This is a genomic window from Acinetobacter radioresistens DSM 6976 = NBRC 102413 = CIP 103788 (assembly GCF_006757745.1).
In the GTDB taxonomy this organism is placed as follows: Bacteria; Pseudomonadota; Gammaproteobacteria; order Pseudomonadales; family Moraxellaceae; genus Acinetobacter; species Acinetobacter radioresistens.
In genome coordinates this window covers 319,649-338,839 of sequence record NZ_AP019740.1, presented here as the reverse complement: position 1 = coordinate 338,839, position 19,191 = coordinate 319,649, and the positions used below count along the sequence as shown (strand labels likewise).

At 43.1% G+C, this 19,191-nt stretch carries 11 protein-coding genes; 5 read left to right on the top strand and 6 right to left on the bottom strand.

What is annotated here, in order from left to right; all coding sequences use genetic code 11:
- Positions 1–38 precede the first annotated feature (38 nt).
- From ACRAD_RS01540 to ACRAD_RS01520, 5 genes are all read left to right on the top strand, one after another.
- On the top strand, positions 39–1,871 hold the full coding sequence (locus ACRAD_RS01540; protein WP_005023131.1) for a cation:proton antiporter domain-containing protein: 1,833 nt from the start codon (positions 39–41) through the stop codon (positions 1,869–1,871).
- Positions 1,872–1,920: 49 nt separating this feature from the next.
- Entirely contained in the window at positions 1,921–2,796 is an 876-nt protein-coding gene (gene hslO / locus ACRAD_RS01535) for an Hsp33 family molecular chaperone HslO (protein WP_005023129.1), read from the top strand.
- 324 nt (positions 2,797–3,120) lie between these two features.
- Positions 3,121–3,582 carry a DUF2147 domain-containing protein gene (locus ACRAD_RS01530; protein WP_005016918.1) on the top strand — a complete coding sequence of 154 codons (462 nt, stop codon included), beginning with the start codon at positions 3,121–3,123 and terminating at the stop codon, positions 3,580–3,582.
- A gap of 155 nt (positions 3,583–3,737) precedes the next feature.
- Positions 3,738–4,691, top strand: coding sequence for a DnaJ C-terminal domain-containing protein (locus tag ACRAD_RS01525; protein WP_005023127.1), 954 nt, complete (start codon positions 3,738–3,740; stop codon positions 4,689–4,691).
- A 12-nt stretch (positions 4,692–4,703) separates the two neighbouring features.
- The gene (locus ACRAD_RS01520) at positions 4,704–5,036 is read left to right on the top strand and encodes a chaperone modulator CbpM (protein ID WP_005016922.1); all 333 of its coding nucleotides are present in this window, start codon (positions 4,704–4,706) and stop codon (positions 5,034–5,036) included.
- Between the two features lie 53 nt (positions 5,037–5,089).
- On the opposite strand, the gene ACRAD_RS01515 is transcribed toward ACRAD_RS01520, so the two are convergent.
- From ACRAD_RS01515 to ACRAD_RS01490, 6 genes are all read right to left on the bottom strand, one after another.
- On the bottom strand, positions 5,090–6,328 hold the full coding sequence (locus tag ACRAD_RS01515) for a magnesium transporter CorA family protein (RefSeq protein ID WP_005023124.1): 1,239 nt from the start codon (positions 6,326–6,328) through the stop codon (positions 5,090–5,092).
- A gap of 96 nt (positions 6,329–6,424) precedes the next feature.
- Positions 6,425–8,518, bottom strand: a complete 2,094-nt coding sequence (pnp, locus tag ACRAD_RS01510) for a polyribonucleotide nucleotidyltransferase (RefSeq protein ID WP_171057104.1) — start codon at positions 8,516–8,518, stop codon at positions 6,425–6,427.
- A gap of 247 nt (positions 8,519–8,765) precedes the next feature.
- The gene (rpsO, locus tag ACRAD_RS01505; RefSeq protein ID WP_005016930.1) at positions 8,766–9,035 is read right to left on the bottom strand and encodes a 30S ribosomal protein S15; all 270 of its coding nucleotides are present in this window, start codon (positions 9,033–9,035) and stop codon (positions 8,766–8,768) included.
- Positions 9,036–9,889: 854 nt separating this feature from the next.
- Positions 9,890–11,650 carry an exodeoxyribonuclease V subunit alpha gene (recD, locus tag ACRAD_RS01500; RefSeq protein WP_016801151.1) on the bottom strand — a complete coding sequence of 587 codons (1,761 nt, stop codon included), beginning with the start codon at positions 11,648–11,650 and terminating at the stop codon, positions 9,890–9,892.
- An 87-nt stretch (positions 11,651–11,737) separates the two neighbouring features.
- A complete protein-coding gene (locus ACRAD_RS01495; RefSeq protein WP_005023118.1) occupies positions 11,738–15,442 on the bottom strand; it encodes a UvrD-helicase domain-containing protein in 3,705 nt (1,234 codons plus the stop codon).
- Positions 15,439–19,131: an exodeoxyribonuclease V subunit gamma gene (locus ACRAD_RS01490; protein ID WP_005023116.1), complete on the bottom strand. Its 3,693-nt coding sequence runs from the start codon at positions 19,129–19,131 to the stop codon at positions 15,439–15,441. The genes ACRAD_RS01495 and ACRAD_RS01490 overlap by 4 nt, the downstream gene beginning before the upstream one ends.
- Between the last annotated feature and the right edge of the window lie 60 nt (positions 19,132–19,191).

Sequence of the window (19,191 nt, the reverse complement as noted above, 5' to 3'; positions counted from 1 at the left end):
ATAGTACAAAGAACAAAACAAACGCCCGGGATAAACTTATGTCTTTGATGTTATATATGACGATTTTTCTTGGAGCATCCTTAATCCTGGTAGCCCTGAGCAGACGTTTAGGTTTGACATCAGTGCTCGGCTATCTGGTGACAGGCTTAATTCTGGGTCAAAGCGGATTTAATCTGATTAAATTTTCCCTGATTCAGAATTTTATAGATTATGCATCGATTCTTCTTGTATTTTTGATAGGACTGGAACTCAGGCCGCAACGAATCTGGTTGATGCGATCACACCTGATTAAACTAGGTGGTATTCAAATTGTTATCACTGCAGGGCTCATCGTAACCTTGGGAATAACTGTATTGCAGTTACCGCTGCTGAACAGTTTTATTGTCGGTTTTGCTCTAGCCCTCTCTGCCATGATTCTGGCCCTGCAGTTACAGACACAATATGAACAGCTTAATACCACTACTGGTCAATACACACTTGCAGTTACTCTGGCACAGGCATTGGTCGCCATATTCCTAATTGCCTTATTACCCTTATTTACCCGTACTGAAAGTTCACAGCATGGGATTGCCTATTTTGCTGCAACTCTTGCAACTATTAGTGGCGTTTTTCTTTTTGGCCGTTATCTGATCCAGCCATTTTTAAATTATCTGGCCAAACAAAACAGTATCGAACTGATGGCCGCTACAGCCCTGTTTACCGTACTGGCCATTTTTCTTACCGTAGATGCTTTAGGGCTGCATGTGCTGATTGGTGCATTACTGGCAGGGATGTTACTGGCAGATACTCCTTTTCGACATGCGTTTGAAACCATGATCAAACCTTTTCGTAGCCTGATGTCCGGTTTTTTCTTTCTAAGTCTTGGTTTATATGCTTCATTCGCTGTGATTACACAGTCCCCAGTCTTTATTGTCTCTCTGGTTGCGGCCCTACTGATCATTAAGTCAATTGTATTAGCTGTACTTGGACATTACTCGCGCCTGAACTGGAGTAATGCAAGTTTGTTGGGTTTAGGACTTTGTCAGAGCGGAGAGCTAACTTTTCTAGTGCTGTATGCGGCATTAAAAGAACAGTTAATTGGACAGGTTATAATGAACCAGCTAACCGCAGTTATTGTATTGTCAATGTTGCTCAGCCCATTTATCTATTTACTGGCCCAGCACATTATAAAACAGCGACCCGAACGAACCAGACAAGATGATGTTAATACTGAAGCCTCTCCAGCACTGATCATTGCCGGTTTTGGCCGTTTTGGTCAAATTATTGCCCGAGTTGCCCATCAGCAGCTGCTGCCCTTTACCATCATTGATAATAATCAGCCTGGAGCAGAGTTTATTGAAGCGTATGGCGGACGGTTTATTGAGGCAGATATTACTGATTCTCAAACCCTGCAACAGGCCGGTATTGAACAGGCCAAGATACTCGTTATCGCCATTGATGATGTCGAGGACTGTATGAATGCAGTACGCTATATACGGCTGAACTATCCTGAACTAAAACTATTGGTACGGGCTCGCGACCGCTATCACGTACATTTGCTACGTGATATGGGAATAGAACATTTCTGGCGGGAAACCCAGCTTTCTGCATTAGATATGGCAGAATATATGTTACATGCTCATGGTTTATCCTTAGAAGAAGCCCATGAGCAAGTAGATGCATTTCGCCAGCACGACTTAATACTGCTTAAACAGCAACAACGTCTTAATCGTGATGATCATAAAATTTATGAAACCCATGGCAATGCTTTAGCAGAGCTCAAACATTTGTTTGCCTATAATGAGCAGGTACAGGCAAGATATGAAGAATCTGATTTAAACCCGAATGTGGAATATTATCGTAGTGATGTTACACAGGGTGGTCAAAATTAACTTGTATTTTAAAATAAAGACACCATAAAGACAGGGTTTGGAGAAATTTATGTCTGATTTACGTCAACGCTTCTATCTTGAGAATAGCCCTGTTCGTGGTGAAGTTGTTCATCTTGAAGAAGCCTTACAAACTATTCTGGCACAGCGTCCCTATGCACCCGCCGTACAGCTGTTAATTGGTGAAATGCTAAGTGCGACTGCACTGCTGGCCAGTACCCTGAAAATTAAGGGCCGTATCAGTTTACAAATTCAGGCTGCCGGTACTTTTAAATGGGCTATGGCTGAGTGTACTCATTTAGGTCAGGTCCGCGCCTTGGCTGAGTATGAAGAAGATCCACGTTTTGGCGAGGCCATAGATAGTAGTGTCGTACTCAGCTCTCTGGTCAATCCAGTGCTCTTTATCAATATCGAACCCGAATTTGGTGAACGCTACCAAGGGATTGTACCGCTTGACCGTTCAACTTTAGCAGAATGTCTCATGCAGTATTATGACCTGTCTGCACAAATTCCGACCCGGTTAGTGTTGGCCAGTAATGAACAGCGTTCCGGTGGCTTACTGATTCAGCTTTTACCACGTAACAGTGAAGAAGAACAGCAAATCGTGGATGAAGACTTATGGCCACGGTTAACCATGCTGACTGAAACATTAAAATCGGAAGAACTGACCGAACTTGGCGCCGAGGAAATACTTTATCGTCTTTATAACGAGGAGGACGTCCGCTTGCCTGAGGTTGAACATTTACGTTTTGGCTGTACCTGTTCAAAAGAGCGTTGTGCTGCTGCTCTTCAACAGATTGGCGTAAGTGCTGTGCGTGAAACACTTGAATTCCAGAATCCAATCGTAATGGACTGCCAGTTCTGCCAGGCACAATATACTTTCACTGCTGAAGAAGCCTTGGGCCTGTTTGGCGAACATCTCAGTTAAAAATTACTAAGAATCAGAATTTTAAAGCCCTAATTCCTTAGGGCTTTTTTATTATTTTCCTTATTCGCTTACCTGTTTCTCACGCTTTAATATTGAAGTTCTTATATCTTTATCTAAAAATAAGTTTTTGATTAATAAATAAAAAATTTAACTTCCTCTATACCAAAGCTGGCTCAGATTTTATGACTGTCTTACTACTTTCTCCTTATCGCAATATCCTATTGATTTTTTAGTTGAAATTTTAAAGATGAGCCGTTATAAATTAGGCGTTTTACTCTAAAACAAGACTGAAAAAATTATTATTTTATATTTGGGGTTCATTTCATGAAGAAACTATTGTCCTGCATGGCTGCGGGGATCTTTTTTACAACGATCAGCACTTTAAGTTTTGCAAGCGCTGATCCTTTAGTCGGTAAATGGAAAACGGTAGATGACCGGACGGGCTATTCCCGCGCTGATGTAATGGTCAAGAAAAATGCAGATGGTACTTATACCGGCACAATCGTAGAAACTCGTGCAGTACCTGGCCGCCCAAAAATGGAAATATGTGAAAACTGTCCAGGTGATTTAAAAGGTAAGCCTTTTATTGGCCTTCCCTTTATTTATAACTTTAAACAGAATCCAAATAATCCATATGAATACATTGATGGTCGTGTACTTGATCCGATCGGAGGAAAAATTTATAAGGGTAAGGCCAAGGTCAATGCAAATGGCAAACACCTCACGCTAAGAGGCTACGTAGGTGTATCCGTCGTAGGCCGTAGTGTGACTTGGGTTAAATACTAGAATATTTAATTGAAACTTAAATCAAAAAGCTCCAGTTCTCGGGGCTTTTTTTGTCACGCTTTGAAACAATATAACTAATGCTTTACTCTGGCTTTTTTTTATACAACTCCAATAATGAATTAAAACAGATAAATGAATAGACGTAGAGCTGATCTATGGAAAAAAATTATTATGAACAATTGGGTATCTCACGAGATGCCAGTCCTGAAGAAATCAAGAAAAGTTATCGAAAACTGGCCCGTAAATATCATCCTGATGTCAGTAAAGAAGCAGATGCGGAAGCACAGATGCAGGCCATTAATGTTGCCTATGATACGTTAAGTGATCCGAAAAAAAAGGCTGAATATGACCAGATGCTGGATCATCCACAAGGCTTCTCTGGCTTTAATCAGAATGCAGGTCAGGGTGGCTTTGATGGCAGCCGTTTCTATCGGCAAGGTTTTTCTCAAGGAGATGCTTCAGATTTTAATGGTTTTGAAGACCTTTTTGGTCGTTTCGGTACAGGATTTGGTGGAGGCCACTATCAGTATCAGCGCGAGCCTCGTAGTTATCGTGGTGAAGACCAGCACGCCAAGATCGAAATTGATGTAGAAGTCGGCTATCAGGGAGCGACTCAAAATATCACTTTGCAGATTCCGACTGTAAATGCATATGGGGAACCAGAGGTACAGCGCAAAACCTTACAGGTTAAAATACCTAAAGGTATGAAAGAAGGCCAGCAAATCCGCCTAAGCGGTCAAGGTCAGCTCGGTATTAATGGCGGCGAGAATGGCGATTTATATATTGAAATACAGTATCGCGATACTGACCGAATCAGGGTAGATGGTACGGATGTTTATTATACCGTCAATGTTACTCCCTGGGAGGCTGCACTAGGCAAAGCGATTACCGTAAATACACCAGCCGATTCATTGAATGTAAACCTGCCTAAAAATGCCCAGTCTGGCCAACAACTTCGCCTGAAGGATAAGGGAATTCCAAATAAAACACCGGGCCATCTTTATCTTATCCTGAACATTGTAGTGCCACCGGCAACCACTGCACAGCAACAGCAGGCTTATGAATCTCTGGCTGAAGCATTCGTATCTTATCAGCCTCGCGCTTATTAAGGAGCATGAAAAATGGCGATTATTCATTACCGTGAAGTTGTATATCAGGGCCAACATGACTCTGAAATTATTGACGAACAATCTATGCTAGATCTTGAACATTTTGCTCAAGTGTGTGGACAGAGTCAGGAATGGGTATTAGAATTGCTCGAATACGATATTTTACCAGTACGCTCTCAGCAATCTTCATATCAGTTTCTGGGCGAAGATGTAGCTCGTGCCCGGAAGGCTTACCGTTTACAGCGTGATTTTAATGCCAGTTTATCTGCAGTTGCAGTAATGCTAGATCTGATTGATGAAGTTCAGCATTTACGCAAACAGATTGGTTTATTTAAACCCAAATAGCTGTATAACTTGGGCCAAATAAACTATAAATTTAACTCTGGAGTAGAGAAAAATTAATCGACCGATTTACGTAATTTAAATCTGGCCCGTTTTCTCTGCTGCTGTGCTGAATGATACCTTTCTTCATCGAGTAACCAGGACAGGTTTACATTACGCTGATGATGCTGCTGAGCCAGCAGATCCAGAATACTGCGCTCTCCCCGTCCCAGCAAATGTCGCCGGTAAAATAGATAAATGAGCAAAACTGTGCAAAATAGCATAGCTACCAGCATGAGCCAAAACCCGTTCTCTACACTGAGTCCCGGCATATATTCAAAGTTCATTCCATAAACACCGGTTAATAAGGTCAAAGGCGCAAAAACAGTTGTAATAATCGCCAGAATCCGCATATTTTCATTGGTCTGGTTGGAAATAGCAGAGAAATGTAGGTTAATGGCACTTTGTATGGAGTTTCGAAGCCGGGTAGTATGCTTTTGTACCCGTTCAATATGGCCAGTTAGATCATCCAGTCGAATCAACAGGATATCCTGAGGATCAACCAGATCTTCTCCCATTAGATGATGATAGTTCTGAACAATTTCATCACGGATTTCCTGCATAGCCTCAATCTGTTCTTCACAGAGATTTTCAATTTGCTGAAATAGAGTCATTTCCTGAAATAATTGATGCCACTGTTTGAAACGTTTTCTGCCCTGCAGCAACTCACGCTGCCAGTATTCAACCCGCCGTGTTAATGGCATTCGGATATCGAGATAGTTATCGATAATGCTACATAAAAGACGTAATGCCAGATCAAAAGGAGAGGTAGCGAGTTTTTGTGGTTTTCCAGGATCATCAATATTGCAACTGAGGCTGGCCTGAAGCCGGTGGATAAAGACTTCCAGTATAGTATTGCCTTTTTCCCGCACTGTAATTAATAGATCAGGGTTAAAAATAAAACTGACTGGCGTGGTAGCCAGACCAAAAGCACTTTCCTGCGGTTCCAGTCCAAGATCAATATTTTTGATCTGGTCATCTGGCGTAACCAGTTTTCTAAGGATCAGTAAATTGTATTCTTCAGTACTATCGAAAGTACATGGATGCTCTACGTTTAAAATATCTTTGACATGATATTCAGACAGGGACAGCTGTGAAAGCTCATGAATTTTATTCTGCCAGTCTTTAACATGATTAATTACATCGTCACGGGTCGAATCAATCCAGATAAACTCAAGCTCGTGGCCTTCTTCGGGTTGATGACTCACAAAAATACACTGTTCGCTCAGATGTCGATAGAAATAATAAACCTGCATACCTGATAATTATTATAAAAATTTACATATGCATCATGACATAAAAAAAGCCTGCATCAAGCAGGCTTTTCTTTTCATTTCAAATTGATAACAAACTTAGTTAGAAGTTTGTTCAATATCTTTCATCGTCAGTTTAATACGGCCACGGTTATCTACATCAGCAACCTGAACTTTCACTTCCTGACCTTCTTTAAGAACATCAGTCACGTTAGCAATACGCTCATTTGAAATTTGTGAAATATGTAACAGACCATCAGTACCTGGCATGATATTTACAAATGCACCAAATTCAACAATACGGATAACTTTACCGTCGTAGATCTTGCCTGGCTCAACCTCAGCAGTTAGGGCCTGAATCTTGGCAATTGCAGCGTTCGCAGCAGCTTTAGTTTCACCGAAAACACGAACGGTACCATTATCTTCAATATCAATTGCAGCTTTAGTTTCTTCAGTAATCTGACGAATTGTCGCGCCGCCCTTACCAATAACATCACGAATCTTGTCTGGATTAATTGTAATCACAGCAAATGTTGGGGCATGCATACTAATTTCAGGACGAGCACGAGAAATGACTTTATTCATTTCATTCAAAATATGCATACGACCAGTAAATGCCTGATTCAGGGCAACTTCCATGATCTCTTCAGTAATACCTTCGATTTTAATATCCATCTGAAGGGCAGTAATACCATTAGCAGAACCGGCTACTTTAAAGTCCATGTCACCCAGATGATCTTCATCACCCAAGATGTCAGAAAGTACGGCGAAACGCTCTCCTTCTTTAACCAGACCCATTGCAATACCTGCAACTGGAGCTTTTAATGGTACGCCTGCATCCATCAGTGCAAGTGAAGCACCACAGACAGAAGCCATAGAAGATGAACCGTTTGACTCGGTAATATCAGATACTACACGTAGAACATACGGGAAGCGGTCAACCGGTGGAAGTACAGCCTGTACACCACGACGCGCCAGACGTCCGTGACCAATTTCACGACGTTTAGGACCAGATTCACGGCCAGTCTCACCTACTGAATACGCCGGGAAATTATAGTGCAGCATGAAGTTGTCAGTTTTGGTCCCTGACAGTGTATCAACCATCAACGCATCACGGGTATTACCCAGTGTTGCAGTAACCAGAGCCTGAGTTTCACCACGGGTAAACAATGCTGAACCGTGAGCACGTTCCAGTACGCCAACCTGTACATCAAGTGCACGTACAGTCTTAGTGTCACGACCATCGATACGTGGTTTACCTGACAGGATATTGTCACGTACGGTACGATATTTCAGCTCTTCGAACAGTTCGTTTACTTCATCAGCAATACCAGTCTCGTCATTTTCAGGAACAAACTGTGCAATAGCTTCAGCATGTAAGGCATCAAGAGCTGCATAACGCTCCTGTTTTACAGCAATTGTATATGCTTCAGAGATTTTAGCTTCAAAAGCAGTTTTTAGCTGTTCAAGCAGTGCATCATTTTTAGTAGGTGCAACCCAGGTTGACTCAGTCGCGCCTGCTGCTGCTGCAAATTCTTTAATTGCCTGAATAGCAATCTGCATTTCATCATGACCGAAGAGTACTGCACCCAGCATCTGGTCTTCTGAAAGCTCTTTGGCTTCAGACTCCACCATCAGTACCGCAGTTTCAGTACCAGCAACCACGAGATCAAGATCACTTTCTTTTAACTGTTCATGGTTCGGGTTAAGAATATATTCGCCATTAATTAAACCAACACGTGCGCCAGCGATTGGGCCACGAAATGGTGTACCAGCGATTGACAACGCAGCTGAAGTACCCAGCATAGCAGCGATATCGGCATCCATGGTCTTGTCAGAAGAAACAACGGTCGCAGTTACCTGAATTTCGTTGTAGTAACCTTCTGGAAACAATGGACGAATTGGACGGTCGATCAGACGTGAGATCAGAGTTTCAGCTTCAGATGCACGGCCTTCGCGTTTACCGTAGCCGCCCGGGATACGACCAGCAGCATATTGTTTTTCTTGATAGTTTACAGTCAGTGGAAAAAAGTCCTGACCAGCTTTGGCAGTCGGTTGAGCAACTACAGCAACCAGTACAGAAACACCACCCATAGTGATCAGCACGGAATTCGCCTGACGTGCTACACGGCCAGTTTCCAGTACAACCTGATGCTGACCAAATTGAAATTCTTTACGGACAATGTTAAACATCGACATATATTTTAATATCCTGATTTTATTCTAGTGGAGGCCCCTAAGGTTTGACATTCATATCATTCCCGACAGCAATGATAAATGACAAAGCTTAGAAGCCGCACCTCACTAGTTTTAAACACAAAAGAAGGGACGAACTATTCGCCCCTTCTCACTTTAACCTGCAAAAGCAGATACACTTTCATTCTCAGCAAACGAAAAATTGATCATTCGACTTACCGAAAACAAAATAGGAATTGCCAGATTAACGGCGCAGACCTAGAGCAGCAATCAAATCGCTATAACGTGTAGTGTCTTTACCTTTAAGGTAATCAAGTAGCTTACGACGCTGGTTAACCATACGGATCAGACCACGACGGCTGTGATGGTCATGTTTATGAGCTTTGAAGTGAGTCTGTAAATCATTGATTTGAGCAGTCAGCAAAGCTACTTGAACTTCCGGTGAACCTGTGTCGTTTTCAGCACGAGCAAATTTAGCAACAATCTCTGCGCGATCTTGATTTGTTAAAGCCATTCGATTTCTCCGAGATGCTTTGAAAAGAGTTTTGATACCTACCAGTTTGACCGAGCCAAACTGACTGCCGTGCATCACTACAGCAAGCGTCATATTTTAAGCGAAAAACGCTCTAATTGCAAAAATTGCAGGCTGTTTTTCTGATTTAACCCTTTACCCTGACCGATTTATGATTTTTCTCCGCCTTAAATTTTTTATGAATATCTCTTATGTTTTATAAAATTGAAACTCACAGAATCCCTTAATTATTTTAGTACTTTATTAAACTTTTTAAAGATAATATATTTTGCCAATTCTAAAAATAATTATTTAAAAAAAAGCCCAAGCTAGGCTTGGGCTTTTTTTGCGCTGTAGTTTCTTCTTTTCTCGTTATTATTCTTTAATTTATAGTTGTTCTTAACTTCTTTAAGCCAATCTTATTATGAATGAATTAATAATGTCCTGTATATAATTGTATATTTCCTTATGTGTAATATTTTGTCAGATCTAATTATGTATAAAAGTCGTATTTTACGTATCAATATGTAAGCTAAAACCTACAAATGAGTAAATTTTATCTATTGGTGTATTTATGGTTGAGTCCTTTTGACATTTTAACAAGCAATAAAAAAGCCTTGTAGTCTCTCCCAAAACTACAAGGCTTAGCGGCTGTAAGTTTCCTCTTTTTCACTTACTTCATGCAAGTTCGCTGTCATTCGACTGATTATAGTTATAATGCGATTATTGCTTAGCTTTCCGTGCTAGGCTTTTTATGTGAAGCCATCATCTCAGAAACTCTGCATTAGCTCTAGGCGCTAATTTCTCGAATTGATGTAAGCAAAAACTTACAACAAGGCTTATTATTAACTTTTATTTCACAAACTTAGTTTTCTATTAATTTTACTAACCAATCCACTTTTACGGGTGGTTTTTACTGTTAAAGACTGGACAAATGCTTCCGTGTCTACCAGTAAGCTCACTACTTTCTTAGCTCGAGTAATGGCTGTATAAATCAGTTCCTGACTTAACAAGTTTTTCGCTGTCTGGTCTAATACAACTGCGGTATGAGTAAATTCTGAGCCTTGTGACTTATGAATAGTCAGCGCAAATGCTGTTTCAATATTTTTAGGTAGCCGTGTAGCAGCCACCCATTTGTTCAGACTGGGAAAATAAACTTCAAACTGGTCAGGATGCTCCCGATGTCGAACACAGATACCGATATCACCATTTGAAAGCCCCAGCTGATAGTCGTTATAGGTCATCATAACTGGACGGCCAATATACCAGTCACCTACTGCAATTGTTTTCAAAGCCTGATTCAGCCATTGTTTAGCATACTGATTAAGTTTCTCAAGCCCTAATGCCCCGTGTCGGGTAGCTGCAAGCAGTCGGTAATGGTCAAATGCCTGAACCAGAGGTTTGACTGTATCCTCAGAAGTTTCTTCTGCCTGTAAATAATTTTTAAGTGCTTTAAGATAAGGTAAATAACCCTGCATCAGTTTTTCATAGAATTCTGTCCAATTCAGGCTTTGAGCTGAAGCAGGCAAGAATTCAAGTTGTACCTGATCCTGCATATCATGACTTAATGTAATAGCTGAAAGTTGGTCAGCCGGTACAATCTGTTGCTGGAAATAATCCAGAATCTCTGTATGAGGTTTTCCAGCTTGAAACTGCTGGATAAACTTGGCCATTTTTCCAATAAGTGCATCTTCTGTAAAACGACGGCTATTTACCAGATGGACCCGGTGTTCCGCCAAGGCAGGAATCTGTTGCAGGTCAGCAAGAACCGAGCCTACTTCAACTGAGGCTAACTGCTGAGCATCTCCAAGTAAAATAAGCCGGCAGTGATCTGGTATAGCTTCAAATAGTAAGGTCGCGAGCTCCAGGTCAAGCATGGAAGCTTCATCAATAACGATAACATCATAAGGTAACGGCTGCCGGCTATGAAAACGCGGTTGCTGGTTTTGACCCAGCCCAAGCAGCCGGTGAATGGTTTGAGTAGTCTGCATTTGCAGGCTCTGTGTGATCAAACCAGATTCCAGTAATTTGGGATCTTGAAAAGAATAACGTAGTGCTTCCTGCATACGCTGGGCAGCCTTTCCCGTAGGCGCTGCCATAGCAATACGGATATCGGGAATAGCCTGGTTAAGAACCGCGATAATACGTGCCAGTGTATAGGTTTTGCCTGTTCCCGGTCCGCCAGTAATAATACTCAGTATTTTTCCGGCAACCATTGTCAGAGCAGATTTCTGATATTTATCTTGTAACAGCCCAGAATAGGCAGTCAGGTCAACCGGAGGAATCTGCTGCTGCCACAGGCGTTCAATCTGCTTTGCCAGTCGGGTTTCCAAGTTCCAGTAGCGGTACAAGTATAATGAGCTACCATCAAATATAAATGGCGCAACCGGCAAGTGCTCCTGCTGCTCAAATCCTACCAGATTATTTAAAACCTTGACCTGATCCTCGGTGGCTTCAATACAGCTATTGCCCTGCTGAAGAGCCTCGAGAACCTGGACAATTATATTAGTAGCATTTTCATGTTTTTCACCCGCATGAAAAGGGGCCTGTGTAATAAAACTGCTCCATGTACTGATCCATTGCTGTTGGGAGTTTTCATGAAGCTGTTTATTTTCCACACAGTTATCCTCATAGTTATCTACAGAGTTATAAACAAATTTATCCACAAGTTAAATTTTTGTTTATAAAATATTTCAAATAACTTATTAAGCAATTTTACTCATTTTATCTTCAATAAAATAACCTAATAAAGCATCAAGTCGCAGGATAAATTCTGTACTGGGTTTCCAGTGATACACGCCATGATCCGGTTGACCGTTCATGCCACGCAGATAGAGATAGCTTGCTCCGCCCAGATCCCGGCTGATCTCGTAATTTTGCATCTGTATACTCAGATAACGATGCAGTGCAACCAGATAAAGACCAGCCTGTAACCAATAACTTGAATGTGACATACTGGCTCGGATTGAGGCATGATTATAGTCTGACTGATCACTACCCAGAAAATTACTCTTATAATCGGCAATATGATACTGATGACCATCAAAATAAACCAGATCGATGGAACCATTCAGATAACGCGCGGATTCGGCAGGATTTAGTTCAGGCATATCAATCCCGTATTCAGCAAACAGCTGGTGAATTCGCTGAATTGCCAGTACATGATCTGAAAGTGCCAGACAAAACGGAAATTCAGCCAAATGCTGTTCCGGTTGTAACTGCTTTAACTTAAAACCTGCGTGTAATGGGGTGGCAAGTACCTGTTGGAGCCACTCTGCCAGCCAGTTTAACAGTAGCTGTTCATCTTCTGCCTGTTCGGGAAAATCCCGCTGATATTTGTCCCGTAATTCATTCCACAGTCCACTATAATCATTTTTAAAACGGCGGCGGATTTCCAGTATCCAGTCTGCCGGCTCCTGAAAATCAATATGCTCAAAAATCTCATGCAGGAAATTACCAGCAACAGTACCCATTGGAAAGTTCTGTTTGATCCAGCTTAAGGGCTGGGTTGCCGGTAAGTACACTTTATCTACTACATGCAACTCGTCTTCGGCACTTTCTGGTCGCTTTACTTCATTTGCAAGCGGATCAAAGATTTTTCTAGTTTTGAGATGCTGCGCCAGATAGCTAAAGCTGGTTTTGGCCCGAGGATAAAAACGCTGCTGGGGCAGATTCAAGGCTTGGACACTGATTTGCTTTGAGACCGAACTGGCAGAAACTTTTGCCGGTAGCTGCTCTAGAAGCGGCTCATCCATGCAGTGACGATGTACAAAAGGCTCTGTCCGATTACGCCAGAAAGCCAGGCTGTCCTTGGCTTTACCTTCAGTATCTTGCAGCATGGCATAAACACGGTGACTGGCGCGGGTTAAGGCCACATACCAGAGACGGCGGTTTTCTGCTGCTGCACGTTCCTGATGCTGGTTTACTGCATTTTCATCTAGCAGGTTTTTGTCTGCTACCGCAATAACCCGCTGCTTTTCAAGCTGACCTGTTACAGGGTTTAACTGCTCAACCGTAGAGAAATTCAGGGTTTTATTCATTTCCTTAAATGCTTTGTCAGCACCCAGCAAAAATACCACCTTAAATTCCAGTCCCTTTGACTGGTGAATGGTCATCAGTTGTACACCTGCTTCATTAGACAGGCGTCGTTCCAGTTCCCATTCTCGCTCGCTTGGTGACTGTAACTGTTTAAAATACCAATAATACAGATTCTTGGCACCCGGATAAATTTCGCTATGCTGGCTCAGTACTTCGGTTAAATGCCGCAGATTTACTACAGCCCTTTCGTTATCTTTACTGGCAATGGCTACCAGTTTCTGCCAGACCTGAAAATGTTGCAGACAGTACTGCCAGGCACTCAGGAAACCACGTTCCAGCCATAATTCACGGATATCATCAAACTTGTGTATAAAACTGCTCAAACCATCAGTGCGCTGCTCCAGCTCGACCAGACTTTGCAAATTAAAATCGAGTAACCGGCTCAGTAAAGCCCGTTTAACCTTACCCTCATCATACGGATGCATGATAGCCGTCAACAGTGCTCCAACATCACGGGCCACTTGGCAGTCAAATACGCTACGCTTAGAAGGCCGGTTAACCCGGATACCTAAAGACTCTAAAGCATACTGGGCTTTGTCTAGCCCATCATGATTCTTGGACAGGATAGCAATATCATTTTCATTCAGAGGACGCTGACCGCCCGACTCGTCAAATAACAACTCTTTGGCTATACCATGATTTAATAATTGACGAATCTTCCAGGCAACCTGTTCGGCCTCTTTGTTTTTATCACTAAGCTGGACCCAGCGTAGTGGACAGTAGTTTTTACGCTGCCGGTCGGTCAAAGGCGGATGCTGACGTGCTCCTGCCTGAATCGGGGTATAAATAACCTCTTCACCAAAGTTGACTTCACGTTGAAATAGCGCATCGACCACTTCTACCAGTTCAGGAACTGAACGGTGGTTTTGTCTTAAGGTATAGAGTTTACCCTGTTTGATTAAAACATCCTGCCGGGCCTTGATATAAGTCAGCATGTCTCCGCCCCGGAAACCATAAATTGCCTGTTTTGGATCACCGACCATAATCATACAGCTGTGCTGATGTCGCTGTGGATGCCGCCAGATACTGGCCAGCATATTATCTTGATCCTGATTGGTATCCTGAAATTCGTCGACCACAATCAGGGGATAACGGGCTTGGACATACACTGCAAAACGCTGACCTTGTTCACCCTGCAAAGCCTCAGCCAAAGTCCGGATTTGCTGTGAAAATGTGGTTTCCCCACGCTGCTGCAGTAATTGTGGAAGGCGCTTACGCACTTCCTGACTAATATAAAACTGTAAATAGGTATCTAACCGGGAAAGATCAGTTTTTAAATTGGCTACACATTCGCAAAACCGGCGCAGACCCTGGATAATCTGATGATTTTCAAAGTATTCCAGCACCTCGGCAGCACATTTATTTAGAACCTTTTTTGTGGCCAGATCTGTAATACACTTAAAGATATCGGTCCAGTGTGCTGCAAATAAGGCATAAGAACGCTGGGTATGTAAAGCCTTAATAAAATCTGGCAGATTCTGACACAGCGTTGTTTCCATTAACTGCTCAGTCCGCCATTTTTTTCCGACTATACTATTGTGCTGTCCATCTGCCCGATAATAATCGGCTAGCCCTTCTACTAAAGACAGATCCAGTTTTAACAAGAGATCCAGCTCCGCTTCAAACTGTTCCAAATCCATGACTGGTGCGGCAACAGGCATAAACTGGGCTGAAGAGAAATTCAGGCTGTTTTCTACAATCGCCAGATAACCGTCAGTATTTTTGAGCTGTTTGCTTAACAGTAAATAGTCAATCAAGGGCTGCGGCTGAGCTTGAATCCACTCTCTTAAAATGTCATGGACGATTTGCTGACTATAGGCCTTAGCATCTTCAGTTAACTGTGCCCGTTCAATTTTGCCACTTTCAAAGGCAAACTCACGCAGCAATTTTTGGCTAAAACTGTCCAGCGTACTGACAAACAGTTCATCCAGCTGGTCTATGACCAGTTTAAGTCGTTCGCAGACATAACCAACCTGTGTCGAAAATTGTTTACAGAGCACCTGATACAGGGGATCTTTTTCCTGTTCCGCCTTATGCAACATTTCAATTTCTGTCAAATCCTGACAATCATTAAAATATTGATAGGCTTCTACCAAACGGCTACGAATCCGGCTTTTTAGTTCAGCTGCCGCTGCTCGGGTAAAAGTGGTGGCAATAATCTGGTTGGGAAGATATTTCTCAATGAGAATACGCACTATCAGGCTAGACAGGGTATAAGTTTTTCCTGTGCCAGCCGAGGCCTCAATCAGATGCAGGCCAGAGAAATACATATCAGCAATCGGATATTCCGAAATAGCCTGTGGCTCATTCATGTTGTTTCAACCCGCTGATATTCAAAAATAGGTGCATATAACTCATAAGAGAAAGTTTTACAGCAATGCTCCAGTAAGGCAGTGGCGTCCTGTTCCTGCAAGATAAACTGCCAGTCACGGTGGAGCCGTACCGCCTCATTTTCTGTTGCGGAAAATGAACTGTACTGATGGGTTTCATTCCAGTCTTTTAACAGCGCATCAAAATTATTAATGACTTTCTGGCCAGCTTCATTTTCAGTCCATTCATGCTTTTTACCCTTTTCAGCCACACTTAATATCAGGGCAGCCGGTAAAACCAGCGGCTGACTTTGGCCATATTGCCAAGCCTTAAACCAAGGATCAAGCAGCTTTCGTGCTTCTGCTGAACAGACACCCACACAGATTACAGTCTGGTCACTGAAGACGACCACACGCTGTAATTTTCGGCTTGTCTCTTCTGACTGGTTCAAATAAGCCAACCATAAAAGATATTCAAGCCAGACTTTGGCGCGGCGCTTAGCCCGTGCGCTAGATGGCTCCATACTGACCCAGTTAGTCATACCTGCTTGAGGAGTATTAATCTGCATATGCAGTTCAGCACTGACTTTCCACATCTGCTGGGTGACAGGAGTAACTTCGGGTGCATAACGTTGCAGACGAGCCTTTAAAGTTTCCTGTTCAGCCAGGCTGATCTGCCAGGTACTACGTGCCACTTTTCCAACCGGCAGCTGATGCATCAGTATTTGTGGTTCTCTCACACTATTCTGCTGATAGAGAAAATCTCGAATAGCATAGCGGCCTAATCCATCCAGTATTAAGGGTTCATGCTGGGCTGTACTTTCGCTCGAACTCAGATTTTCAACACCTAAGGTCTTTAAATACAGTCGCGCTGGAAAGATGACATCTTGTATCCATTGCTGGCTATGGAGAACCTTAATATTTTCAGTATTTAACGGATATGGTATGTTTGCCCACGGCTGGCGTTGTCCACGCGCCTGTAGTAAGTGCTGTGCCACATTAAACCATTGATCCTGATAGCGGATCAGCTTTTCAGTGGCAAAACCAGCCGGGTCAAAAGGTTGCAGGTGATGAACGTGATAAAGCTGCTGAAGCTGTCGGGGTACTTCAATCCCATTCAGGGAAATTTTTTGGTCTATCACCTCATCGGGCTGTTCAGAAGCGACAATCAATGCCAGATGCTGTACAAATTCCTGCAAGGTACTCGATGGCTCACGTACTTCCCCGTCATTAACATCAAAGCCATTATAAAATAGCCATAAATTTTCCTGAGCTAACAGTAATGCATCTAGAAATGCACCCTGATCATCTTCCAGTCGTGAGCGGTCACCCAGCTGTGGACGCAGTATATCCATCAGGTCAAAAGGTAACCGCTGGCTGCGACTTGGAAACGTGCCACTGTCCAGGTTTAGCATGACAACCAAGCGGTACGGTAAGGGCCGGATTTGCCCGATCTGGCTAAAGGTAATCTGGCCGGTAGGTTCCGCCTGCTCAATCTGCGCATCGAGCGCTGTATTAATTTCTTCAATGAGGTATGCCAAGGGTAAACAGATACCGCGTAAATTTTGCTCTTCTTGCTCACTATAAAAGTTGGCCAGTGTCAGCATTCTAATCTGTTTATGAATAATTTCGCGTACCGGTTTTAGTGCAGTAACGCCCTGTTGTTCAAATTCTGCAATATCTTCATTTAAACGCTGTAACCAGCTCTCAACTACTACTCGTTCTCCCAGCTCATGGCACAGTAGCCAGTCCCGGCGCCGGTCAAAGTCTTGATAAATTTCGATCAGCTTGGCGATCAGCTCAAAGTCACTCGGTTGTACCTGGGCAAAGCTTAGGGTTTCATTAAAAATCGTATGGTCAGGAATAGCAATGCCCAGTGCCAGCCGGTCTAGTGCAAATTTGAATGTAAAACGGAAGTCCTCATCATGTCGGCTCAGGCTATATTGTAAATGCCGGGCATCCAGTCCGCGTTTAAAGCCGGCTGCAGCCAGCAGGACCAGCATACGTTCACTGCGATTGACATCCAGTCCGTAACACTGTTGGGTTGCCGTCAGATTTAACCAGTCTGAAAATTCTTGCAAGGTGAAGCGGCCACGCACCAGCTGAATTCGTTCCAGAACTGCGCGCCAAGCATTGCTGGCATCAAGTTGTGCCACACCGGCAATTTTAATAGGCAGATGAACCTGCCGCTCTCTGTTGGCTGCCTGAAAAATATTAGAATCAGTGCTAGATATACCGTATTTAGGGGCAACAGCAAACACACTGCGAATTAAAGGTTCAAGTTCTTTTAGATTAGGTACCAGCACTAAAACATCGCTAGGCCTACGCTGCTGGTCTTTTGAGTTTTGCGAGAGCCAGTAAGTCAGCTGGTCTTTTAAGACTTCAAGCTGACGTAACGAAGAATGACAGACATGAATCTGGATAGAATCATCTGTTGCATTTAGTGGATATCGATGTTTCTGCGGTTCTGCCAGATACAGGATATCTGACTGTAATTTACCCAGCAGATTATCAGGAAACTCGTCAACAAAAGCATCTACCCATTGTCCTTCTTCCCCTGAGGATAAACTCGACAGCAATGAAAAATGGTCACGTGCCTGCTTGCCAAAACGGGTCAGCAGCGGATGACGCGACTCTCTGACTTCTGCATTAAAATGCAGGGTGAAATCCTCAAAAAACTTTTTGATATCGGCATCGGTTGCCTGCGGATTTTTGCTGATAAAACGCTCTTTTACGCGCAGGTCATAACGCTTTTTCCAGACCGGATCGACACTATCTGCCCAGTATTCCTGCGAAGGGTTGTAGTGCAGAATGAAGACATCAATATATTGTCCCAAACGGCGCAAAAACTGTAACTGGATCGGTGGCAGATCCAGTAATGTAAATACCACCAGTTGCTGAGGCAAACGTTTAAGCGCCTGCTTGCGCGTTGCTTCCTGCTCCAGCTGTTGCCAGAACTCGGCATCAATTTCCTGCATCAGCTCGAAGTCTTCATGAAATACTTCCTGCCAGAGCCAACGCTGCCAGCCTTCCAGTTCATGTGCCTGGTTCAAGGTAAAGACAGAGATTTCAGTGCCTGTTGTATAAAATAATGCTTCGATATCAAGTGGCTGGTTGTTCCCCCATGCTTTTAGCCAGTTGGTTGGACAACGACAAACTTCTGTACACCCTTTTTTAGTACAATAGCCACGGTAAACCATATAGTTGCTGAACAGGCTAGAGACCTGCTCAGCTACCCAGTACAGCATGCCTTGTTTCTTGAGCTGCCGGATGATACCCGGTTCAAGTCCTTCGGCTGTATCGTAAATCCGGCAAATAATCGGATATAGGGGATGCTGCTGATCTAGCTGTAATTTTTCAGCTTCAATAAAAGGACCCAAGGCCTGATAAACCCGCCACTTCATAATCAGACGTGGAATATTGGCTTTACGGACCTTATCTTTATCAGCCAGTACCTGTTGATAGGCATACCATTGGAAACCGCGTATACGCTGGTGAAACAGCTGGTTGGCGCTAATGCCCTGTTCTTCAGCCATTTTCTGGGTCAGCCACTGCTCGATAGCTGGAGTCGGTACCACAAAGTGTTGGGTTTTCAAGACTTCAAGCGGATGTACTGCCGGCTGGCCCAAGGTAGAAAGCACCCCGTGTACCAATACGTCAATACGCTGGCTTTGAATAACATGAATCCCCATATTCTTTTTACCCTAATAACAAATATTCAAGTTCTGTGCACAAAATCACAAAGATAATTC

Coding starts and splice junctions, on each gene's coding strand:
- ACRAD_RS01520 (WP_005016922.1), top strand. CDS start 4,704: ATGGCGATTATTCATTACCGTGAAGTTGTATATCAGGGCCAACATGAC.
- ACRAD_RS01495 (WP_005023118.1), bottom strand. CDS start 15,442: ATGAATGAGCCACAGGCTATTTCGGAATATCCGATTGCTGATATGTAT.
- rpsO (WP_005016930.1), bottom strand. CDS start 9,035: ATGGCTTTAACAAATCAAGATCGCGCAGAGATTGTTGCTAAATTTGCT.
- ACRAD_RS01515 (WP_005023124.1), bottom strand. CDS start 6,328: ATGCAGGTTTATTATTTCTATCGACATCTGAGCGAACAGTGTATTTTT.
- ACRAD_RS01540 (WP_005023131.1), top strand. CDS start 39: ATGTCTTTGATGTTATATATGACGATTTTTCTTGGAGCATCCTTAATC.
- ACRAD_RS01530 (WP_005016918.1), top strand. CDS start 3,121: ATGAAGAAACTATTGTCCTGCATGGCTGCGGGGATCTTTTTTACAACG.
- hslO (WP_005023129.1), top strand. CDS start 1,921: ATGTCTGATTTACGTCAACGCTTCTATCTTGAGAATAGCCCTGTTCGT.
- ACRAD_RS01490 (WP_005023116.1), bottom strand. CDS start 19,131: ATGGGGATTCATGTTATTCAAAGCCAGCGTATTGACGTATTGGTACAC.
- ACRAD_RS01525 (WP_005023127.1), top strand. CDS start 3,738: ATGGAAAAAAATTATTATGAACAATTGGGTATCTCACGAGATGCCAGT.
- pnp (WP_171057104.1), bottom strand. CDS start 8,518: ATGTTTAACATTGTCCGTAAAGAATTTCAATTTGGTCAGCATCAGGTT.